Annotated in this window: 15 protein-coding genes; 10 read left to right on the forward strand and 5 right to left on the reverse strand. The window is 71.5% G+C overall.

Annotated features, from left to right (window positions below):
• Nucleotides 1-3: 3 nt before the first annotated feature.
• From AGRA3207_RS36125 to AGRA3207_RS36140, 4 genes are all read right to left on the reverse strand, one after another.
• A complete protein-coding gene (locus AGRA3207_RS36125) occupies nt 4-912 on the reverse strand; it encodes a 3-hydroxyacyl-CoA dehydrogenase NAD-binding domain-containing protein (RefSeq protein ID WP_231331803.1) in 909 nt (302 codons plus the stop codon).
• A complete protein-coding gene (locus tag AGRA3207_RS36130; RefSeq protein WP_231331804.1) occupies nt 909-2,936 on the reverse strand; it encodes an acetoacetate--CoA ligase in 2,028 nt (675 codons plus the stop codon). Before AGRA3207_RS36130 ends, AGRA3207_RS36125 begins: the two co-directional genes overlap by 4 nt.
• Nucleotides 2,933-3,697, reverse strand: a complete 765-nt coding sequence (locus tag AGRA3207_RS36135) for a crotonase/enoyl-CoA hydratase family protein (RefSeq protein WP_231331805.1) — start codon at nt 3,695-3,697, stop codon at nt 2,933-2,935. Before AGRA3207_RS36135 ends, AGRA3207_RS36130 begins: the two co-directional genes overlap by 4 nt.
• 135 nt (nt 3,698-3,832) lie before the next feature.
• Nucleotides 3,833-4,675 carry a PaaX family transcriptional regulator gene (locus tag AGRA3207_RS36140; protein WP_231331806.1) on the reverse strand — a complete coding sequence of 281 codons (843 nt, stop codon included), beginning with the start codon at nt 4,673-4,675 and terminating at the stop codon, nt 3,833-3,835.
• 216 nt (nt 4,676-4,891) lie between these two features.
• On the opposite strand from AGRA3207_RS36140, the gene AGRA3207_RS36145 reads away from it, so the two are divergent.
• From AGRA3207_RS36145 to AGRA3207_RS36155, 3 genes are all read left to right on the forward strand, one after another.
• A complete protein-coding gene (locus tag AGRA3207_RS36145) occupies nt 4,892-5,626 on the forward strand; it encodes an alpha/beta fold hydrolase (protein WP_231331807.1) in 735 nt (244 codons plus the stop codon).
• A 653-nt stretch (nt 5,627-6,279) separates the two neighbouring features.
• Nucleotides 6,280-6,609, forward strand: coding sequence for a nitrite reductase (NAD(P)H) small subunit (locus tag AGRA3207_RS36150; protein WP_231331808.1), 330 nt, complete (start codon nt 6,280-6,282; stop codon nt 6,607-6,609).
• A complete protein-coding gene (locus tag AGRA3207_RS36155; RefSeq protein ID WP_231331809.1) occupies nt 6,593-7,783 on the forward strand; it encodes a uroporphyrinogen-III synthase in 1,191 nt (396 codons plus the stop codon). Before AGRA3207_RS36150 ends, AGRA3207_RS36155 begins: the two co-directional genes overlap by 17 nt.
• 141 nt (nt 7,784-7,924) lie before the next feature.
• Here AGRA3207_RS36155 and AGRA3207_RS36160 read toward each other — a convergent pair whose 3' ends face one another.
• Nucleotides 7,925-8,836: an aminoglycoside phosphotransferase family protein gene (locus AGRA3207_RS36160; RefSeq protein ID WP_231336501.1), complete on the reverse strand. Its 912-nt coding sequence runs from the start codon at nt 8,834-8,836 to the stop codon at nt 7,925-7,927.
• Nucleotides 8,837-9,231: 395 nt separating this feature from the next.
• Here AGRA3207_RS36160 and AGRA3207_RS36165 point away from each other — a divergent pair, with 395 nt between their 5' ends.
• The 7 genes from AGRA3207_RS36165 (at nt 9,232) to AGRA3207_RS36195 (ending at nt 17,925) form a co-directional block, all read left to right on the forward strand.
• Nucleotides 9,232-9,432: an allene oxide cyclase barrel-like domain-containing protein gene (locus AGRA3207_RS36165; RefSeq protein ID WP_420830927.1), complete on the forward strand. Its 201-nt coding sequence runs from the start codon at nt 9,232-9,234 to the stop codon at nt 9,430-9,432.
• Between the two features lie 74 nt (nt 9,433-9,506).
• Entirely contained in the window at nt 9,507-10,955 is a 1,449-nt protein-coding gene (locus AGRA3207_RS36170) for an amidase (protein ID WP_231331811.1), read from the forward strand.
• A 235-nt stretch (nt 10,956-11,190) separates the two neighbouring features.
• Complete coding sequence (locus AGRA3207_RS36175; RefSeq protein ID WP_231331812.1) at nt 11,191-12,582, forward strand: CBM96 family carbohydrate-binding protein; 1,392 nt, start codon at nt 11,191-11,193, stop codon at nt 12,580-12,582.
• A 49-nt stretch (nt 12,583-12,631) separates the two neighbouring features.
• Nucleotides 12,632-13,852: an MFS transporter gene (locus tag AGRA3207_RS36180; RefSeq protein WP_231331813.1), complete on the forward strand. Its 1,221-nt coding sequence runs from the start codon at nt 12,632-12,634 to the stop codon at nt 13,850-13,852.
• The gene (locus AGRA3207_RS36185; protein ID WP_231331814.1) at nt 13,849-14,808 is read left to right on the forward strand and encodes a TolB-like translocation protein; all 960 of its coding nucleotides are present in this window, start codon (nt 13,849-13,851) and stop codon (nt 14,806-14,808) included. Before AGRA3207_RS36180 ends, AGRA3207_RS36185 begins: the two co-directional genes overlap by 4 nt.
• Before the next feature lie 377 nt (nt 14,809-15,185).
• Complete coding sequence (locus AGRA3207_RS36190; protein WP_231331815.1) at nt 15,186-16,010, forward strand: MBL fold metallo-hydrolase; 825 nt, start codon at nt 15,186-15,188, stop codon at nt 16,008-16,010.
• Nucleotides 16,011-16,053: 43 nt separating this feature from the next.
• On the forward strand, nt 16,054-17,925 hold the full coding sequence (locus AGRA3207_RS36195) for a primary-amine oxidase (RefSeq protein WP_231331816.1): 1,872 nt from the start codon (nt 16,054-16,056) through the stop codon (nt 17,923-17,925).
• The last annotated feature ends 428 nt before the right edge of the window (nt 17,926-18,353 follow it).

The following is an 18,353-nucleotide window of genomic DNA, read 5'->3' on the forward strand; positions in this document are numbered from 1 at the left end:
GCCTCACAGTGTCGTGGTGGTGGCCTTGGCGGCGATGAGCCGGCCGAGCAGCGCGTCGCGGTCGGCGAGGAGGGCGGCCTGGTCCGTCCCGGCCAGCGCGTCCCGGACCCCGGTGACGACGCTGTCCACCAGGCCGGGCGTCAGCCGCACGTCGCCGAGGTCGTCCCACCAGGTCTGCATCGGCGGGCCGAGGTGGTCGAGGATGTGGGCGATCCCGCCGGGGCCGCCGGACAGGTGCTGGGTGAGGAACGGCCCGAGCAGTGCCCACCGCAGGCCGGGGCCGTGGGCGATGGCGGCGTCGATGTCGGCCACGGACACGGCGCCGCTGCCGACGAGCGCGTACGCCTCGCGCCACAGCGCCGCCTGCAACCTGTTGGCGATATGGCCCGGCCGCTCCTGGCGCACGAGGACGGGCCGCCGGCCGAGCGCGGTGTAGAAGGACAGCGCCGACCGGACCGCCGCCTCGCCGGTCCGCCGGCCGGGGACGACCTCGACGAGCGGGATCAGATGCGGCGGGTTGAACGGGTGCCCGACCAGGACGCGTTCGGGGTGGCGGGGACAGTGCTCTTGAAGCTGGGACGGCATCAGGCCGGAGGAACTGCTGGCCAGGATGGCGTCCGGCCCGGCGGAGCCGTCGAGTGCCGCGAGGATCTCGGCTTTGGCCTCGATGCGCTCCGGCCCGTTCTCCTGCACGAAGTCGGCCTCCCGCACGGCCTCGGCGGGGTCGGAGACGAAGGCGAGCCGTTGCCGCACGGACGCGTCCGGGGTGTCGTCGTGGGCGTCGATCCAGGCGCGCAGCCGCTGCTCGGCGGACGGGTCGGGGTCGGTGGCCACGACCCGGTGGCCGTGGCGCAGGAACAGCAGTGTCCAGCTCGCCCCGATCGCGCCGGTGCCGACGACCGCGACCCTCATGGAGCGTCCTCGGCGGGGCCCGCGCCGCGCCGGCGCGCGTAGGCGGTGAAGGCCGCCAGCGCGCCGGGATCGGCCAGGGAATCGGGATCGACGACCTGATCGGGAGGCGCTCCGAGCAGGATGCGTTTCACCGGGACCTCCAGCTTCTTGCCGGTCCGCGTCCGGGGGATCGCGGGCACCGCCATGATCAGGTCGGGGACGTGGCGCGGGGACAGCGCGTCCCGCAGGCCGCGGGCGAGATCGCGGCGCAGGCCGTCGTCGAGCCCTCGCGGGGCGACCACGAACAGCAGCAGTTCGCCGCCGCCGCCGTCGGGGTCGTCGAGGTGGACGACCAGGCTGTCCTCGATCCCGGGCAGGTTCTCGGCGACGGCGTAGAACTCGGCGGTCCCCAGCCGCACGCCGCCCCGGTTCAAGGTGGCGTCCGACCGTCCCGCGACGACGCAGTGGCCTGCGGGGTCGAAGCGCACCCAGTCACCGTGCCGCCACACACCCGGGTACTGGTCGAAGTAGGCCGCGCGGTAGCGGGAGCCGTCCTGATCACCCCAGAAACCCACCGGCATGGAGGGCATGGGCTCGGTGATGACGAGCTCGCCGAGCTCCCCGACGACCGGTTCGCCCTTCTGGTCGTAGGCGCGGGCGGCGACGCCCAGGCAGGGGCCGGAGATGGCGCCGGCGTGCACCGGCTGCATCGGCCCGCCCTGAAGCAGCCCGGTGCACACGTCCGTGCCGCCGCTGCCGACGTTGAGCAGGACCCGCTCACCGAACTCCCGGGCCACCCAGCGGGCCCCGTCGGGAGGAAGCGGACTGCCGGCGACGCCCAGCTGCCGCAGCGCCGTCAGGTCGAACTCGCGGGCCGGGCGAAGACCCTGCCTGCGGCACGCCATGACGTAGCCGGGGCTCACCCCCATCAGCGTGGCGCCGGTCTCGGCGGCAACCCGCCACTGCTCGGCCAGGTCGGGGTACTGGGGGTTCCCGTCGAGCATCACGATCGAGGCGCCCAGCAGCAGGGCCGACACCTGGGCGTTCCACAGCATCCAGGCGGTGGTGCTGAACCACTGCATCCGGTCGCCCGGGCGCAGGTCCCAGCTCAGCGCGTGGTTCTTGAGGTGCTCGACGAGGATGCCGCCGTGGCCGTGCACGATCGCCTTGGGCCGTCCGGTGGTCCCGGACGAGAACAGCACGAACAGCGGGTGGTCGAAAGGCACCGGCTCGAATCCCGGTTCCGCGGGCCCGGCGAGCAGATCGTGCCAGGAGGGCGCGCCGGGCAGGCCGTCGTCGGCGTCGTGGTAGGGGACGTGGACGGTGTGCCGCAGCGTCGGCAGCGCGGACCGGATCACCGAGACCTGCGCGCGCCGGTCGATGTCCCGGTCGCCGTAGCGGTACCCGGTGACGGTGAGGAGGACGGCGGGTTCGAGCTGGGCGAACCGGTCGATCACGGCACGCGGCCCGAACTCCGGGGCGCAGCTCGCCCAGATCGCGCCCAGGCTCGCGGTGGCCAGGAACGCCACCAGCGTCTCGGGGATATTGGGCAGATACGCCGCGACCCGGTCGCCCTCGCGTACGCCCAGCCGCCGGAGCGCCGCCCGGACCCGCGCGACCTGGTCGCGCAGCTCACCGAAGGTCAGCTCCGCCGGCGGACGGCTCTGTGAGCGGGCGATCACCGCCGGGCGGTCCCGGTCCTCAGGCGAGCCGACGGCGTGCTCGGCGTAGTTGAGGGTCGAGCCGGGGAACCAGGTGGCCCCCGGCATGGCATGACGGCCCAGGACGGCGCGGGGCGGCGTGTGCGCGCGGACCCCGAAGTACGACCAGATGGAGGACCAGAAACCGGTCAGATCACCGACCGACCATCGCCACAGCTCGTCGTAGTCGCCGAAGGACGCCCCCCGCTCTGTCTCCAGCCAGCGCAGATACCCCCCGAGCCGGCTGCCCGCCAGCGTCCGCGGGTCGGGGACACTGAGGGTCTCGGCTTGCCCGGGCGCGTCGGCCTGCGGCCCGTCCCCTGGAGGTGCCGCCGGCCCGGTCATCGTGCCACCTTCGCCGCTCGGTGTTCCAGGAAGGCCCGCGTCCGCGCTTTGGCGTCGTCGCTGCTCGCCGCGACCGCGGCCATCAGGGACTCCAGCAGATAGCCGGTCGCGGGTGCCGCCTCGGCGATGCCCGGCAGCGCCCGCAGCACCGCGAAGTTGGTCAAGGGCGCGTTGGACGCGACGCGTCCGGCGAGCTCCAGCGCCTTGGACAACCCTTCGCCCTCGCCCACGAGGTAGTGCGACAGCCCGATCGCCTGGCCCTGTTCGGCGTCGTGGACCCGGCCGGTCAGCATCATGTCGGCCACCCTGTGCGCGCCGATCAGCCGGGGCAGACGCACCGAGCCGCCGCCTCCCACGAACAGCCCGCGCTGCCCCTCGGGCAGCGCGTAGAACGCCGTCGGCTCGGCCACCCGGAGATGCGCGGCCGCCGCCAGTTCCAGGCCACCGCCGACGACCGCGCCCTTCAGCACGGCCAGCACGGGGACCGGGCTCTGCTCGATCCGGTCCAGGACCCGGTGCCACATGAGTGAGTGCTCCAGCGCCTCCTCGGTCGAACGCCCGGTCAGCTCGGCCAGATCCAGCCCCGCCGAGAAGTGCCCGCCGTCCGCGGCCAGCACGATCGCGCGGGCGTGCGGCGGTGGCGCGGCGAAGAACCCCTCCACCGCCAGCAGCGTCGCGTCGTCGAGGGCGTTGCGCTTGGCCGCCCGGCAGATCCTCAGGACCGCCGTCTCGCCGTGCTCGTCAACCAGTGTCGTCGTCAAACGGACCTCCGATGGCCAGGACGTAATACTCGGCAAAAATCTAGCAACAGTCAAGAAGGTGCCGAATATAGGCGGTGGCGTCACCGGCGCACGAGCCGTGGGGGACGGCCTGCATCCCGCGCTGCGGCAGGCGGCTCAGGGGACCTCGATCAGCGTGATCGTGCGGTCGGCGATATCCCGTGCCGCGGCCTGGTACCGGTCGCGCAGCGCGGAGAGCAGCTCCTGCGCGCGGATCGCGGGCCACTCGGCCGGCAGGTGGCACAACGGGATGCGCGGGTCCACCCGGACCAGGTCGAGCCACTCGGTGGCCAGGAGCAGATAGCGGATCAGGTCGTCGGCGGCCTCGGGCGCGGGCGCGGGCCGGTCCCAGCGGTCCAGCCAGGCCCGGTAGCCGGCGGCGATCGCGTCCAGGTCGAACGCGTCCCGGATCATGCCCGCCTCGTCGGTGGGCGCGACGGCGGGCCCGTCGAAGACCCTGACGTGCGCGTCCAGGCCGAGGTCGGCGGTCACCTCCGTGACGTCCACCCGGGCGGGCGAAATCCACAGGCCGTTGCCGACGGGGCCGAACCCGGCCCAGGTGAGCCGCGAGCGCAGTTCGTGCCGACGGCTCTGCCACGATTCCGGCAGCGAGAACGCCAGGACGGTCCAGTGGCCGTCCCAGTCGTCATTGACCACGCTGCGCCGCCAGACCCGCTCTTCCCCGTCGGCCAGGATCCGGCGGGACCGCTCGGTGAGCCCGAAGAACATGCGGCGGCCGTCCCGGTAGCGGGCCAGCAGGTCACGCGCCACCATCCGGGCCAGCGTGGAGCGGACGGCGTGCTCGCCGACCCCGAGCCGCCCCAGCACCTCGATGAAGCTCCCGGAGAACACCGCGACCTCGCGTCCGAGCACGTAGTTGCCCAGGAACGTCAGCGTCAGCGACTGCGGACGCACCTTGGGAGCGCCGACCTCCACGGCCTCGGACGCGGTTTCGGACACGGGCAGATCCTCCCACAGCCAAAGCCCATCAGACCGTTCACCACGGTCGACCGCGGGCCCGATCCGCGATCACCGCCATGAGCGCCGGTCAAGCCCGCGGACACACGAATTCTTCACGGTATGACCTTTTGGCGACCGCCCCCATCAGTGATTTCATCCGCGTACATAACCGGGGACTTCGTGCGTCTCAGACCTGAGCTGACTACCGTTCGGATGGTGGCAAAGGTGACGACTTTCGTACTTGTGCATGGCTCATGGCACGATGGCTCGGCTTGGACGCAGGTCGCCGGCCGTTTGGAGGAGCTCGGCCATACCGCTTATGCGCCCACGCTCGCTGGGCACGGCAAGGACGTCGACAAGGCGGTCGGACACGACGACTGTGTGCAGTCGGTCGTGCGGTACATCGTCGACAAGGATCTCTCCGACGTGGTGCTGGTGGGGCACAGCTTCGGCGGGACGGTGATCGCCCGGGTCGCCGAAGAGATCCCCGAGCTGCTTCGGCGCCTGGTCTTCTGGAACGCGTTCGTACTCCGGCAGGGCGGCAGCGTCAACGACGACATCCCCCCGCACTATCGGGAACTGTTCGCCCGCCTCGCCGCCGAGTCGGACGACGACACGGTGACGCTGCCGTTCCCGATCTGGCGGGAGACGTTCATTCAGGACGCCGACCTCGAACTCGCGAAATCCGCCTATGAACAGCTCTCCCCGGAGCCGTACCGACCGTTTCTGGAGAAGCTGGACCTGTCGAAGTTCTACCAGCTGGAAATTGCGAAGAGCTATCTGAACGCCACCGAGGACATCGCGCTCCCACCCGGCGAATGGGGCTGGCATCCGCGCATGTCGGGGCGCCTCGGCCTCTACCGCCTTGTTCAGATGCCCGGCGGTCACGAGGTGCTCTTCACCGATCCCGAAAGGCTCGCGAAGAAGATCGTCGAGGCGGGACGGGATTGACAAAGGGCGAATGACATCCGCCCGCCTCAGACTCCCGCCAGCTTCTCGAGGTGGGCACGGAGGTAAACGAGCCAGGTCAACACGAAACACAGTGGTAGAAGGCGATGCTGACCAGTACCCCGCCGAACGCGCCCGCGATGCCGAGGAGCGCACCGGTCATACGCCGGGCATCGTCCTCGGCGGTCACGGTCCGCCGCCGTCGGTGACAGCGAGCCGTTGGCGTGGGGCCGCAGCCCCATCGCCACGAAGTTCCAAAAGGTGACCTTGGCCCCGCCGAGCCGGTCGGCCATCCAGCCGCGATCGGGGAGTGCTCCCAGTACGGGAGGACGATGCCTGGACGGCCGACGAGGTGTGCGCGCGGACCTGCGCCGGACGGGCTGCGGCGGCCGCCGGGACGCCGTCGAGGGAATCGTCTCGTGGCTGACCGAGCAGGAATCGGTCCCCGCGCCCTGAGTCCATGGGCCCACCGGACGAGCCGGAGGGCGGCGAGCCGGGCGCGGAACCGTACCCGGGAACAGAGGCGCGGGCCCGCATCCAGAAAAGGATCAGGAATTGTTTCGTGCGGCGCTTGTAGATGACCACGGTTCCAGGTCGGCGTGAGCGTGTTTTAACACGCCGGTGACAAAGCGGACGCAACCGCGAAACGGCTTCCGATGAGGATCGGCTCATGGACGACGAAGGAGACGCGCCCGCGAGGTCCGCGATGGCGGACTGCGTGCAGGTGGTCCCTCTTCCGGACCTTCGAGGGCGAGCTGTTCGCCACGCCCGACCTCGGCCTGTTCAGCGACGCGTACGTGATATCGCGAGGGATCCTCGGTACCCGCGGCACCGTTCCCGCCGTCGCCTCGCCCATGTTCAAGCGGGTCTGCGACTCGCGCACCGGATGCTGCCTGGGCGAGCCGGCGCTGCCCACCTTCGTGATCCGGCGGGTCCCGGACGGAGACCGCGTGGAGGTGGCGCTTCCGTATGAAGACCGAGAGTGAGCCCCTCGCCGGATTCGCCGTCGGCGTGACGGCCGCCCGCCGCCACGAGGAACTGGCCGCGCTGCTGGAACGCCGCGGGGCCCGGGTCGTCAGCGCTCCCGCGATCCGGCTGGTCCCGCTCGCGGACGACGCCGCTCTGGTCCGGGCCACCGCCGAATGCGTCGGCCGCCCGCCCGACCATGTGGTCATCACCACCGGCATCGGGTTCCGGGCCTGGCTGGAGACCGCCGACGGCCGGGGGATGCACGACGGGCTGATCGACGCGCTCGGCCGCGCGGGCATCCTGGCCCGCGGCCCCGAGGCGCGCGGCGCGATCCGTCAGGTTGGCCTGAAGGAGCGCTGGTCGCCGGAGTCGGAGAGCTGCGCGAAGGTGCTGAAGCACCTGCTGGAGCAGGACCTGCGAGGCAGGCGCGTGGCGCTCCAGCTGTACGGCGAGGAAGTCCCGGAGTTCCGTGAGGCACTGCGCGCGGCCGGGGCCGAGGTGATCGAGATCCCGGTGTACCGATGGTCGCGCGCCGGGGACTCCACACCGCTGCGCAGGCTGGTCGGGCAGGCGGTGGCCGGGACGGTCGACGCGATCACGTTCACCTCCGCGCCCGCGGTGGTCGCGACGCTCGCGGTGGCCGCGCAGGACGGGCTCGAAGAGCCGCTCCTGGAGGCCCTGCGCACGCGGGTCATCGCGGCCTGCGTGGGCCAGGTGACGGTGGAGCCGCTGGTCAGACGGGGCGTGCCGACGATGGAGCCGGAGCGGGCCAGGCTCGGCTCGCTGGTGCGGACGCTCGTGTCGGACCTTCCCCGGCGCCGGTCACAGCTGCTGGAGGTGCGCGGGGTCTCGCTGGAACTGCGCGGGCACGCCGTCGTGATGGACGGGCTGCTGCGTCCGATCGCCCCCGCGCCCATGGCGATCCTGCGGGCCCTCACGCGGCGTCCCGGGCACGTGGTGTCGCGGGCCGAGCTGTGCGACGTGCTCCCGAGCCGGCTCAACGTCGGCGGCCGCCCCTGGCCACGGGACGGCCGGCCGCAAGCCGACGAGCACGCCGTGGAGATGGCGGTCGCCCGCCTGCGGCGCGGCCTAGGGCGCCCGGGAATCGTCGAGACCGTGGTCAAACGCGGTTACCGGCTGGCCTGTGACCCGCGGGTGGTCACGGTGGCCGGAGCGGACGCCGGAGGATGACCGCCGGGCCGGGTGAAAGGGCCACCGCGTCCCGACGCTGCTTGCGGTGGCGCGCGGCCCACGCGATCTCGCGGGCTGGCCGACGTGCGGGCGGTGGCACGGCTGCTGGACGGACGGCGCGCACCGGGTGCTGGTGGCCGCCTACCTCTTGGCGCCCGGGGACGGTGGCGCGCCCTGGGAACCGAGGATCTCGCGGAGAACGTGGCGGGCGTTGGCGGAGACGACCGGGTTGGTGTCGCGGTAATACGGGAGTTGGACGAGGGCCATGGACAGCGCCCACCCACGTCCGCGCATCCAGGTCTCGTCATCGACTTCCAGCACATCCCGGAATACGCGCCGAGCCGTGGGCGGGAGGAGGTTCCACGCGGGGATCAGGTCACAGGCGGGATCGCCGGTTCCGGCGGCGGCGAAATCCAGTACGGCGACGAGCCTGCCTCCGGCAACGAGGAGGTTGCTGGGCATGAGGTCGCCGTGCACCCAGCAGGGGCTTGAGGTCCAAGGCGCGGCGGTGAGCGCCTCCTCCCACGCCGCCAAGGCGGCATCGGCGTGGAAAGGCTCATCCATGTGCCGCAATTCCCCGATCGCGGTGCGCGTCTCCGCATCGACATCCGACAACGGCACACCGCGATAACTGGACGGGCCGCCGTTCGCGTCGATACCCCGCAATGCCTTGACGAATACTGCGAGGTCGCGAGCCAATGGTCCGGCCTCGGTCAGCCGCCCCTCGATCGGGTTCTCACCACTGATCCACCGGTGTACCGACCAGGCGAAGGGATACCCTTCCGCGGCTTCGCCGACCCCGACCACGGTCGGGATCGTGACGGGCAGAGCGGCCGCGAGGTGCGGTAGCCAGCGGTTCTCCCGGTTCAGCGCCTTGACCCCTCCGGCGGTGAGGGGAAGCCGTACCGTCAGCGCGTCACCGAGGCGGTAGATCGCATTGACGGTTCCGCCGGAGGCCAGCCGCTCGACGGGCAGGTCCGCCCATTGCGGGAACCGTCCGCCGACCAGCCGCCTGACGAGATCCGCGTCGATGTCCACCTCGTCCGCATGCATCTTGACCACGCGACGAGGAGATCGCCGGGCACCTCCCACCGTCAACCGGATTACCCGGGCTCGACGCGCTTCGACGCAACACGGTCGTTCCGAGGGGCGGGACACCCGCCGGTTCGTTCCGCCCGCCGGAAAAGGGGGCTGGTTCGTCCGGCGTTCGCGGTTCACGGTGCCGGAGACGTGCAGAGGCCGGGCCGGTGACCTGGTGGTTGCGCGCCGAGGCGTGCGACGCCCAACGAAGGAGAAGGACATGAGAGCGTTCATCGCAAGAGGTGCCGTCGTGGCGTCGGCCATGGTGCTCGGGGGGACCATGGCCGCCTGGATGACGTCCGCTCAGGCCGACGGCGACAGGGGCGGGAGCCGCGTCCTCGACCTGAACGTGCGTCGAGGGCGAGAAGATCACCACCAACTGCGTGATCTCGCTCCGGCTTCCGCGGGGCGCGCTGACCGTCCAGTCCCTGTGGGTGCGGGGGGCCGATCCTCTGACCATGGCCATCACCGGTGGCACGGGCGCCTATCGCAACGCCCGGGGTGAGCTGGTGGCGACGGATATCCAGACTCCGCACGAGGCGTACCGGCTGCGCATCCTGCTCGGCTGAGCTTCGGCCCTCCCGTCCGTGACCGTCACCACGACCCGCGCCCAGCACCGGCCCAGGCTCTCCAGGAGGTTCGCATGACCGATCTGACGTTCCGCTCCGCGGGCGAACTCGCTGCCGCCGTCGCGGCGAAGGAGGTGTCGAGCGTCGAGCTGCTCGACCACTACCTCGCCCGGGTGGAGCGGCTCGATCCGCAGGTGAACGCCATCGTCGCCCGGGACGAGGAGGGGGCGAGGGCGGCGGCGCTGGCGGCCGACCGGGCGGTCTCGCAGGGCGGGCCGCTCGGCCGCCTGCACGGCGTCCCCGTGACGATCAAGGACAGCATCGAGGTCGCGGGCATGCGGACGACCGGAGGATCGGCCCGCTGGGGACATCACGTCTCGACCGCCGATGCCGAGGCGGTGGCGCGGCTGAAGGACGCGGGGGCCGTCGTGTTCGGCAAGTCCAACCTGCCGGCCGACGCCCGGGACTGGCAGACCTACAACGAGATCTACGGGACCACGAACAATCCGTGGGACCCGGCGCGCGGACCCGGCGGCTCGTCCGGCGGGTCCGCGGCGGCACTCGCCGCGGGGCTGACCGGTCTGGAACTCGGCGGCGACACGGCGGGCTCGATCCGGGTGCCCGCCCACTTCTGCGGCGTCTATGGGCTGCGCCCGTCGTACGGGATCGTGCCGAGGCACGGGAGCGTCTCGGGCCATGCTCCCGGCTCGCTCGCGGAGTTCGACATGGCGGTACTCGGCCCGCTCGGCAGGCACGCCGACGACCTCGACCTGGGGCTGGACGTCCTCGCGGGGGCGGACCGGGACCACGCCCCGGCATGGCGGCTGGAACTGCCCGCGCCGAGGGCGGACACCCTGCGGGGGTTCCGGGTCGCGGCCTGGCTGGACGACCCGTTCTGCCCCGTCGACGGCGAGCCGGCCGCGATCATGCAGGCCGTGCTGGAGGCGGTGCGCGCCGAGGGCGCCGCCGTGGCCGAGCGCGCCGGGCCGGTCGGGCTCGAAGAGACGATGGCCCTCTATCTGCCGTTGCTGATGGCGCAGAGCGGGCTGATCGAACCGGAGGAGTCGTACGCCGCGCTTCTGGGGCTCGCCGCGGCGGAGGGTGCCGAGGGCGGGTTCGCATCGGACATGACGGTCGGCTTCCGTGACTGGCACGCGCTCGATGAACGGCGGCAACACTCCCGCCGCCGCTGGGCCGGGTTCTTCCGGGACGTCGATGTGCTCCTGTGCCCGGTGAGCCCCACGGCCGCCTTCCCCCACGACCAGCGGCCCGATCCCGGCTGGTCCGTCCGGACCCTCAAGGTCAACGGCACCGACCGGGCGTATGGCGAGATGCTCACGTGGGTGGCGCCGGCGTCGGTCAACTACCTGCCCGCGGCGGTGGCGCCTGCCGGGACGACCCGGGACGGGCTTCCGGTCGGCATCCAGGTGATAGCGCCCTACCTGCACGACCGCACAGCGGTCCGGTTCGTCCAGTGCCTCGCCGAGGTGATCGGCGGGTTCCGGCGTCCGCCGGGATTCTGACCCGCGCCATTGGTCCGGCCTGGCGGTCGGAATTCACGCGGAAAAACGTGCCTTGAAATTTTGGATCACCGTCTCGGGTGGCGCCGGCATCCCCTTCATGACTGTCGTTTCTTACGAGCCATTGATAAACGAGGTCATTCACCCGGTGGACGACGTCCGCTCGCTCAGAAACCGCCGAAACGTGCACTGGTGAAATTACTCTCCGGACTGCCCGATCCCCCGCAGAGGAGTGGACATGTCCCCAACCAGAAGCGTGCTCGCGGCCGCCTTGACGGGCGTCCTCGGCGCGTCCGCCCTGGTGGCGCTCACGCTGTCCGGCGGCGCCGCGTCGGCGGCCGTGCAGACCTTCACCCCCGTGGCCGACACGCACGTCGCCGGCGACGCCGCCGGCAGCAACTTCGGCACGGCCGGAACCCTCGGGATCGACAACTCGCCGGTCAAGAGGACCTTCCTCAAGTTCACCGTCAGCGGCGTCACCGGGACGGTCGGCAGCGTGAAGCTGCGCGTGCACACCGACGACTCCGCCGGAGCCGTCAGCAACAACGGCGGCACCTTCAAGGCCATGACCGACACCGCGTGGTCCGAGACCGGGGTGACCTACGACGACCAGCCCGCCATCAACGGCGCCACGCTCGGCTCGCTCGGCTCGGTGGCGCGCAACACCTGGTACGAGGTCGACGTGACGTCGCTGGTCACCGGCAACGGGACGTACAGCATCGGCGTCACCTCCTCCAGCGGCGACGGCGCGGACTACGACTCCCGTGAGGCCGGGGCGCTCGCGCCGCAGCTCGTCGTCACCACCGCGACCACGCCCCCGCCGGGCGGCGACCCGGTGCTGGTCGGCGCCGGCGACATCAGCAACTCCGGCTCCGGGGACACCGCCACCGCGGCGCTGCTCGACAACATTCCCGGGACGGTCTTCACCGCCGGCGACAACGTCTACGACAACGGCACGGCGAGCGAATTCACCACCTACTACAACCCGACCTGGGGACGGCACAAGGCGCGCACCCGCCCGTCGCCCGGCAACCACGACTACAACACCAGCGGCGCGACGGGCTACTACGGCTACTTCGGCGCCGCCGCCGGTGACCCGTCCAAGGGCTACTACTCCTACGACATCGGCTCGAATTGGCACGTGGTCGCGCTCAATTCCAACTGCGGGTCGATCAGCGGCGGCTGCGGCGCGGGCGGCGCCCAGGAGCAGTGGCTGCGGGCCGACCTCGCCGCCAATGCCAGGCCCTGCACCATCGCCTACTGGCACCACCCCCGGTGGACGTCCGGCGCCAACCACGCCCCCAGCACCGCGGTGGGCCCGCTCGTCCAGGCGCTCTACGACAACAACGCCGACGTCATCGTCACCGGCCACAACCACCAGTACGAGCGGTTCGCGCCGATGAACCCGAGTGGCGCCTCCGACCCCGCGCGCGGCATCCGGGAGTTCGTCGCCGGGATGGGCGGGGCGAGCCACTACGCCTTCGGCACCATCCAGCCCAACAGCCAGGCCCGCAACAGCGACACCTACGGCGTCCTCAAGCTGACGCTGCACTCCGGCAGCTACGACTGGCAGTTCGTCCCCGAGGCCGGCAAGACCTACGCCGACAGCGGCACCACCAGCTGTCACTGATCGTCCGGGCCCGGCACGGCGACGTGCCGGGCCCTCCCGAGGAGCCGGTGTGTACCTGTCCACCCTTTCGCGCCCGGCGGCCGGGGGCCGCGCGGGCCCCGTCGCGGCCAACGTCGTCGCCCTGGGCGCCGTCAGCCTGATCACCGACGTCTCCGCCGAGATGGTCACCGCGATCCTGCCGCTCTACCTCGTGGTGGGCCTGCAGTTCAGCCCCGCCGCCTATGGCGCCGTCGACGGCGTCTACACCGGGGCCACGGTGCTGCTCCGGCTGGTCGGCGGCTACGTGGCCGACCTCTCCGACCGGCGCAAGCCCGTGGCGTTCCTCGGCTACGGCATGTCCGCCGTCGCCAAGCTCGGCCTGCTCGCGGCGGCGGGCTCCGGCGTCGGGATCGGCCTCGCCATCACCGCTGACCGCGCGGGCAAGGGCCTGCGCACCGCACCGCGGGACGCGCTCATCACGCTGTGCACCCCGCCCGAACACCTCGGCCGGGCCTTCGGCGTCCACCGGACGATGGACGCCGCCGGGGCCTTCGCGGGCCCGCTCGTCGCGCTGGCCGTCCTCGCCGCGGCGCCAGGCTCCTATGACTCGGTCATCATGACGAGCTTCTGCGTCGCCCTCCTCGGCGTGATGGTCCTCGCGCTCTTCGTCCGCGACACCCCCGGCCCGAAGCCGCCCCGCGAGGCACTGCGATGGCGGGCCCTGCTGGGCGGGCCCGGCGCGAAGCGGCTGGTCCCCGCGTCCTGCCTGCTCGGGCTGGCCACGATCGGCGACGGCTTCACCTACCTGCTGCTGCAGAAGCGCGCGGATCTCGCGCTCGGCTGGTTCCCGCTGCTCGCGGTCGCCACGAGCGGCGTCTACCTGCTCCTCGCCACGCCCGCGGGCATGCTCGCCGACCGGATCGGGCGGATGCCCGTGGTGCTCGGCGGCTACCTGACCCTCACCGCCACCTACCTGCTGCTCGCCGGGGCACCCGGCGGGCTCTGGCTCGTCGGCGCCGTCGTCGTCCTGCACGGGACGTTCTACGCCGCGACCGACGGAGGGCAGATCGCGCTCGCCGCGCCGCTGCTGCCGCCCGGGCTGCGGACGACCGGCATCGCGCTGGTCCAGAGCGGGCAGGCCACCGCCTACCTCGTCTCCTCGGTGCTCTTCGGCGTGGCATGGCAGCTGTGGGGGATCCGTCCCGCCCTCCTCACCGCCGCGGTGATCAGCGTCATCGCCCTCGCCGGAACCGCCGTCCTGCTCCGTCCCTCCGCAAAGGCGACACCATGAACCTGCGCTCCCGCGTCATCGCCCTGACGGCCTCGGCCGTGGTCCTGGTCGTGGCGGCCGTCCTCTACACGGTCTTCCACGGCGCCCGACCCGCTCCCGCCAACGACGGGGCCGCCGGACGGCACCTCCAGCTCCTCACCAACGGCCGCCTCTCGTACACGCTCCCCGCAGGCCCGCGCAAGGTGACGCCGGTCGAGTGCGACCGGGCCTACGCGGCCGCCGGGACGGTCGCCTGCCTGCGGCCGGTCGGTGCGCTGAGCTCCGGCGCGCTGGTCGTCATGGACGCCCGCCTGCGTGAACGGCGGCGGATCCCGCTCACCGGGTTCCCCAACCGCCTGCGGGTGTCGGCCAGCGGACGGATGGTCGCCTGGACGCTCTTCATCGACGGCCACTCGTACGCGACCACCGGGTTCTCCACCCAGGCGGGCATCCTCGACACCCGCTCCGGCCACCTCGTCAAGACCCTGGAGGACTTCACGATCACCAAGGACGGCGTCCCGTACCGCAACAAGGACGTCAACTTCTGGGGCGTCACCTTCACCGCCGACGACAACCGCTTCTACGCGACGCTGTCGACCGGCGGGCACCGCTACCTCGTCCAAGGCGACCTCGCGGCCCGGACGATCCGGACGCTCGCGGGCAACGTCGAATGCCCGTCCCTGTCACCGGACGGCACCCGCCTGGCCTACAAGGCGGCCGTCGGCGGCGACCCGAAGCGAGGCTGGCGCCTGTCCACGCTCGACCTCGCCACACTCAGGACCACCCGGCTCGCCGAGAGCCGGAGCGTCGACGACCAGCCGGTCTGGCTGGACGAGCGCACGATCGCCTACGCCCTCCAGCTCAGCGACGGGACCAACCAGACCTGGACGGTCCCCGCCTCCGGGCCCGGCGGCCCGCGCCTCCTCCTCAGCAACGCCAACTCGGTCTCCCCGCCCCCGGACGACGCCTCCCCCTGAGGGCGTGAGTGACGCGGTTCAGGCGGCCGGGCCGGGAATGAAGCCGCGGTGGCCGCACATTGACGTCGCCCGGCACCCGATGATCCTGGAGTGCGACTTCGGAAGTCGAAAAGGGGAAAATTGCGGATTGCACCTTAATTCGTGCTATTTCCGCCTGGTTGTGAGAACCCGCATGGAGTTCCGTCCCGGTGCCTGTCCGTGAGCGACCACGACCGCATCGTCGCCGCCGACCACGGACCACCGGGTAAACCCGCGCCGCCCGACGTGCTCCTTAGCGTAAGGTCCGCGCCGGACTGAGGGTTTTGGTCGCTCAGGACCGCATGCGGTCCCCATGCCTTGCATCCATTCCTTCTGGGCATGAACCGTGATGAGCGGCCATGACTCCCAAAGGAATCGGTGACGACGACATGCTGGAACGGCAGGATTGCGCGGCGATGGTCCTCGGCGGCCCGACCACGGTTCTCGACCTCGGCGGTCTCCGCATCGTCGTCGACCCGACCTTCGACGAGCCGGGCCGGCACGGGCCGGTCGCCAAGACGGCGGGCCCGGCCGTCGCCGAGGACAAGCTCGGCGCGGTCGATCTCGTGCTCATCAGCCACGACGAGCACCCCGACAACCTCGACGACCGGGGGAGGGAGTTCGCCCTGGCGTCGCCCCTGATCCTCACCGGGCCGCTGACGGCCGCCCGGCTGGGCCCCCCGGCGGTCGGCCTGCCGGTCTGGACCGTCCATCGGGTGCCGCGTCCGGACGGCGGCGGTGACCTCGACGTGCTGGCCGTGCCCGCCGTCCACGGGCCCGTGGACGCGCCCCGCGACGCCGACGGCAACGTCCTCTGCGAGGTGACCGGCTTCGTCCTGTCGGGGGACGGCCTGCCCACGGTATACGTCAGCGGCGACAACGCGTCCCTGGGCACGGTGGCCGAGATCGCCGGGCGGGTGCCGGCCATCGACGCGGCGGTCCTGTTCGGCGGGTCGGCGCGCGTCCCGATGCTCTTCGAGGGCCGGCCCCTGACACTGGACGGCTCCGGGGTCTGCGCCGCCGCCGTGATCCTGGGGGAGCCGGTGGTGATCGCCGCCCATCACGACGGCTGGGAGCACTTCAGCAGCTCGCGCGCCGACATCGAGCGCGCCTTCCACGACGCGGGCCTGTCCTCGCTGCTGCGCTCGGGTGCGCACGGCTCATGGACTCCTCTCCGGGGCTGACCCGCCGCCGCCCCGCGCGTCCACGTTCCGAAACGGAGGCATCATGGCAAGCCCGCTCGCCCGTCTCACCGCCGACGAGATCATCGCCGCGCGCGCCCTGCTGGAGGCGGAGGGACTGGTCACCGAGACGACACGCTTCCCTTACCTGGGACTGGAGGAGCCGCCGAAGGCCGAGGTGCTGGCCCGCAAGGAGAGCGATCCGATCGACCGGCGGGTGCGGGCCGTCCTGCTCGACCTGGCGACCGGCGACGCCCGGACCGTGATCGCGTCGTTGACGCGCGGGGCCATCGACCGGGTCGATGCGGTGACCGGCGGACGGCCCCCGGTGCTCATGGAGGAGTTCCCGGCCGTCGAGGAGATCGTCAAGGCCGATCCCCGGTTCACCGAGGCCATGGGCCGGCGCGGTGTCACCGACCTCGACCTGGTCAGGGTGGCGCCGCTGTCGGCCGGTGACTACGGGATCGAGGGCGAGAGCGGACGCCGGATGCTGCGCGCGCTCATGTTCCTCCAGAACCGTCCCGACGACCATTGCTGGGCCCACCCGATCGACGGTGTCGTGGCCTACGTGGACGTCATCGCCCGCAAGGTGACCGAGTTCCACGACCACGAGGACCTGCCCATCCCCGCGGAGGAAGGCAACTTCGACCGTCCGGCGAGCCTGCGCGACACGCAGAAGCCCATCGAGATCACCCAGCCGGAGGGCGCGTCGTTCACCGTCACCGACGACGTCGTGGAGTGGGAGAACTGGCGTTTCCGGATCGGCTTCGACGCCCGCGAGGGCCTGACGCTGCACCAGCTCTCGTTCGCCGGCCGGCCGCTCGTCTACCGGGCCTCGATCGCGGAGATGGTCGTGGCGTACGGCGATCCCAGCCCGACGCGCTTCTGGCAGAACTACTTCGACGCCGGCGAGTACCTGCTCGGCCAGTCCACCAACTCCCTCAGCCTCGGCTGCGACTGCCTCGGCGAGATCCACTACTTCGACGCCGTCCTGGCCGACGGGGACGGCCGGCCGAAGGTGATCGAGAACGCCATCTGCCTGCACGAGGAGGATCACGGCATCCTCTGGAAGCACACCGACATCTTCACCGGCTCGGAGGAGGTGCGCCGCCAGCGGCGCCTGGTGATCTCCTTCTTCCTCACCGTCGGCAACTACGACTACGGCTTCTACTGGTACCTGTACCTCGACGGCGCCATCCAGCTGGAGGTCAAGGCCACCGGCATCCTGTTCACCTCCGCGCACGTGGAGGGCGGCCGCCACGCCGCCCATGTCGCCCCCGGGCTGGCCGCGGCCTTCCACCAGCACCTGTACTGCGCCAGGCTGGACATGACGGTCGACGGGACGGCCAACTCGATCGCCGAGCACGAGGTCGAGCGGGTCCCCATCGGGCCGGGCAACCGCTACGGCAACGCCTTCACCTACAAGGTCACGCCGCTGCGCACCGAGTCCGAGGCCGTCCGCGACGCCGACCCGGTGAGCGGACGGGCCTGGCACATCACCAACCCCGGCTCGCTGAACCGCCTGGGACGGCCGGTCGGCTACGTCCTGCTGCCGGACGCCCGCCCGCCGCTGCTGGCGGCCGAAGGCGCATCCATCCGCGGCCGCGCCGCCTTCGCCGGGCACCATCTGTGGGTCACCCAGTACGACCCTGACGAGCGCTTCCCGGCGGGGGAGTTCGTCAACCAGAGCCCGCCCGGCCAGGGGCTTCCCGCCTTCATCGCCGGCGACCGTCCTCTGGAGGAACAGGATCTGGTCGTCTGGCACGCCTTCGGCGCCACCCACTTCCCCCGCCCCGAGGACTGGCCGGTCATGCCGGTCGACACCTGCGGCTTCATCCTCAAGCCCGTGGGCTTCTTCGACACCAACCCCACGCTCGACGTCCCTGCCTCGGGCACCGAAGCCTGCCACGCCGACTGAAACGAAAAGGGGCCGAGTGCACCGGCGGCATCCCTGCCTTCATTCGGTATAAACGGCTTAAAACGGGACGAGGCGGAGCGATACCCCGGCGGGCCGATTGTTCTCAGGGCCGTCCGGTGGCGGTCCTGGTGTGCCCCTTTCTCGATTCACTGTGGAGACCGGATGTGATGGGGGTTACCCCGAGTTCTACAAGACTTGGAGCCGACACAATCAGCTGTCGGGCGGGTGATGGTCGCAATCCGTCAGTGAAACCGTGGCGACCGGATCGGGCCGGACAGTTGTGGAGGTGTGCCCCTCGTGAGAAAGTTGAGCCCTCGCTCGTCCCGCCCTCATCGTTCCGTGGTGCGATAGTCGTTCCCAGCCGATAACCCGCCTGCCGTTTTCCCATGCGATCGGGATGCTGAATTCTGTTGTGCGGTCGCTTCTAG

Source organism: Actinomadura graeca, from assembly GCF_019175365.1.
In the GTDB taxonomy this organism is placed as follows: Bacteria; Actinomycetota; Actinomycetes; order Streptosporangiales; family Streptosporangiaceae; genus Spirillospora; species Spirillospora graeca.

What these genes read in the sequence shown, in the direction of transcription:
- AGRA3207_RS36125 (WP_231331803.1), bottom strand. Translation starts at nt 912, where the DNA reads ATGAGGGTCGCGGTCGTCGGCACCGGCGCGATCGGGGCGAGCTGGACA.
- AGRA3207_RS36130 (WP_231331804.1), bottom strand. Translation starts at nt 2,936, where the DNA reads ATGACCGGGCCGGCGGCACCTCCAGGGGACGGGCCGCAGGCCGACGCG.
- AGRA3207_RS36150 (WP_231331808.1), top strand. Translation starts at nt 6,280, where the DNA reads ATGAGGATCGGCTCATGGACGACGAAGGAGACGCGCCCGCGAGGTCCG.
- AGRA3207_RS36155 (WP_231331809.1), top strand. Translation starts at nt 6,593, where the DNA reads ATGAAGACCGAGAGTGAGCCCCTCGCCGGATTCGCCGTCGGCGTGACG.
- AGRA3207_RS36160 (WP_231336501.1), bottom strand. Translation starts at nt 8,836, where the DNA reads ATGCATGCGGACGAGGTGGACATCGACGCGGATCTCGTCAGGCGGCTG.
- AGRA3207_RS36170 (WP_231331811.1), top strand. Translation starts at nt 9,507, where the DNA reads ATGACCGATCTGACGTTCCGCTCCGCGGGCGAACTCGCTGCCGCCGTC.
- AGRA3207_RS36175 (WP_231331812.1), top strand. Translation starts at nt 11,191, where the DNA reads ATGTCCCCAACCAGAAGCGTGCTCGCGGCCGCCTTGACGGGCGTCCTC.
- AGRA3207_RS36185 (WP_231331814.1), top strand. Translation starts at nt 13,849, where the DNA reads ATGAACCTGCGCTCCCGCGTCATCGCCCTGACGGCCTCGGCCGTGGTC.
- AGRA3207_RS36190 (WP_231331815.1), top strand. Translation starts at nt 15,186, where the DNA reads ATGACTCCCAAAGGAATCGGTGACGACGACATGCTGGAACGGCAGGAT.
- AGRA3207_RS36195 (WP_231331816.1), top strand. Translation starts at nt 16,054, where the DNA reads ATGGCAAGCCCGCTCGCCCGTCTCACCGCCGACGAGATCATCGCCGCG.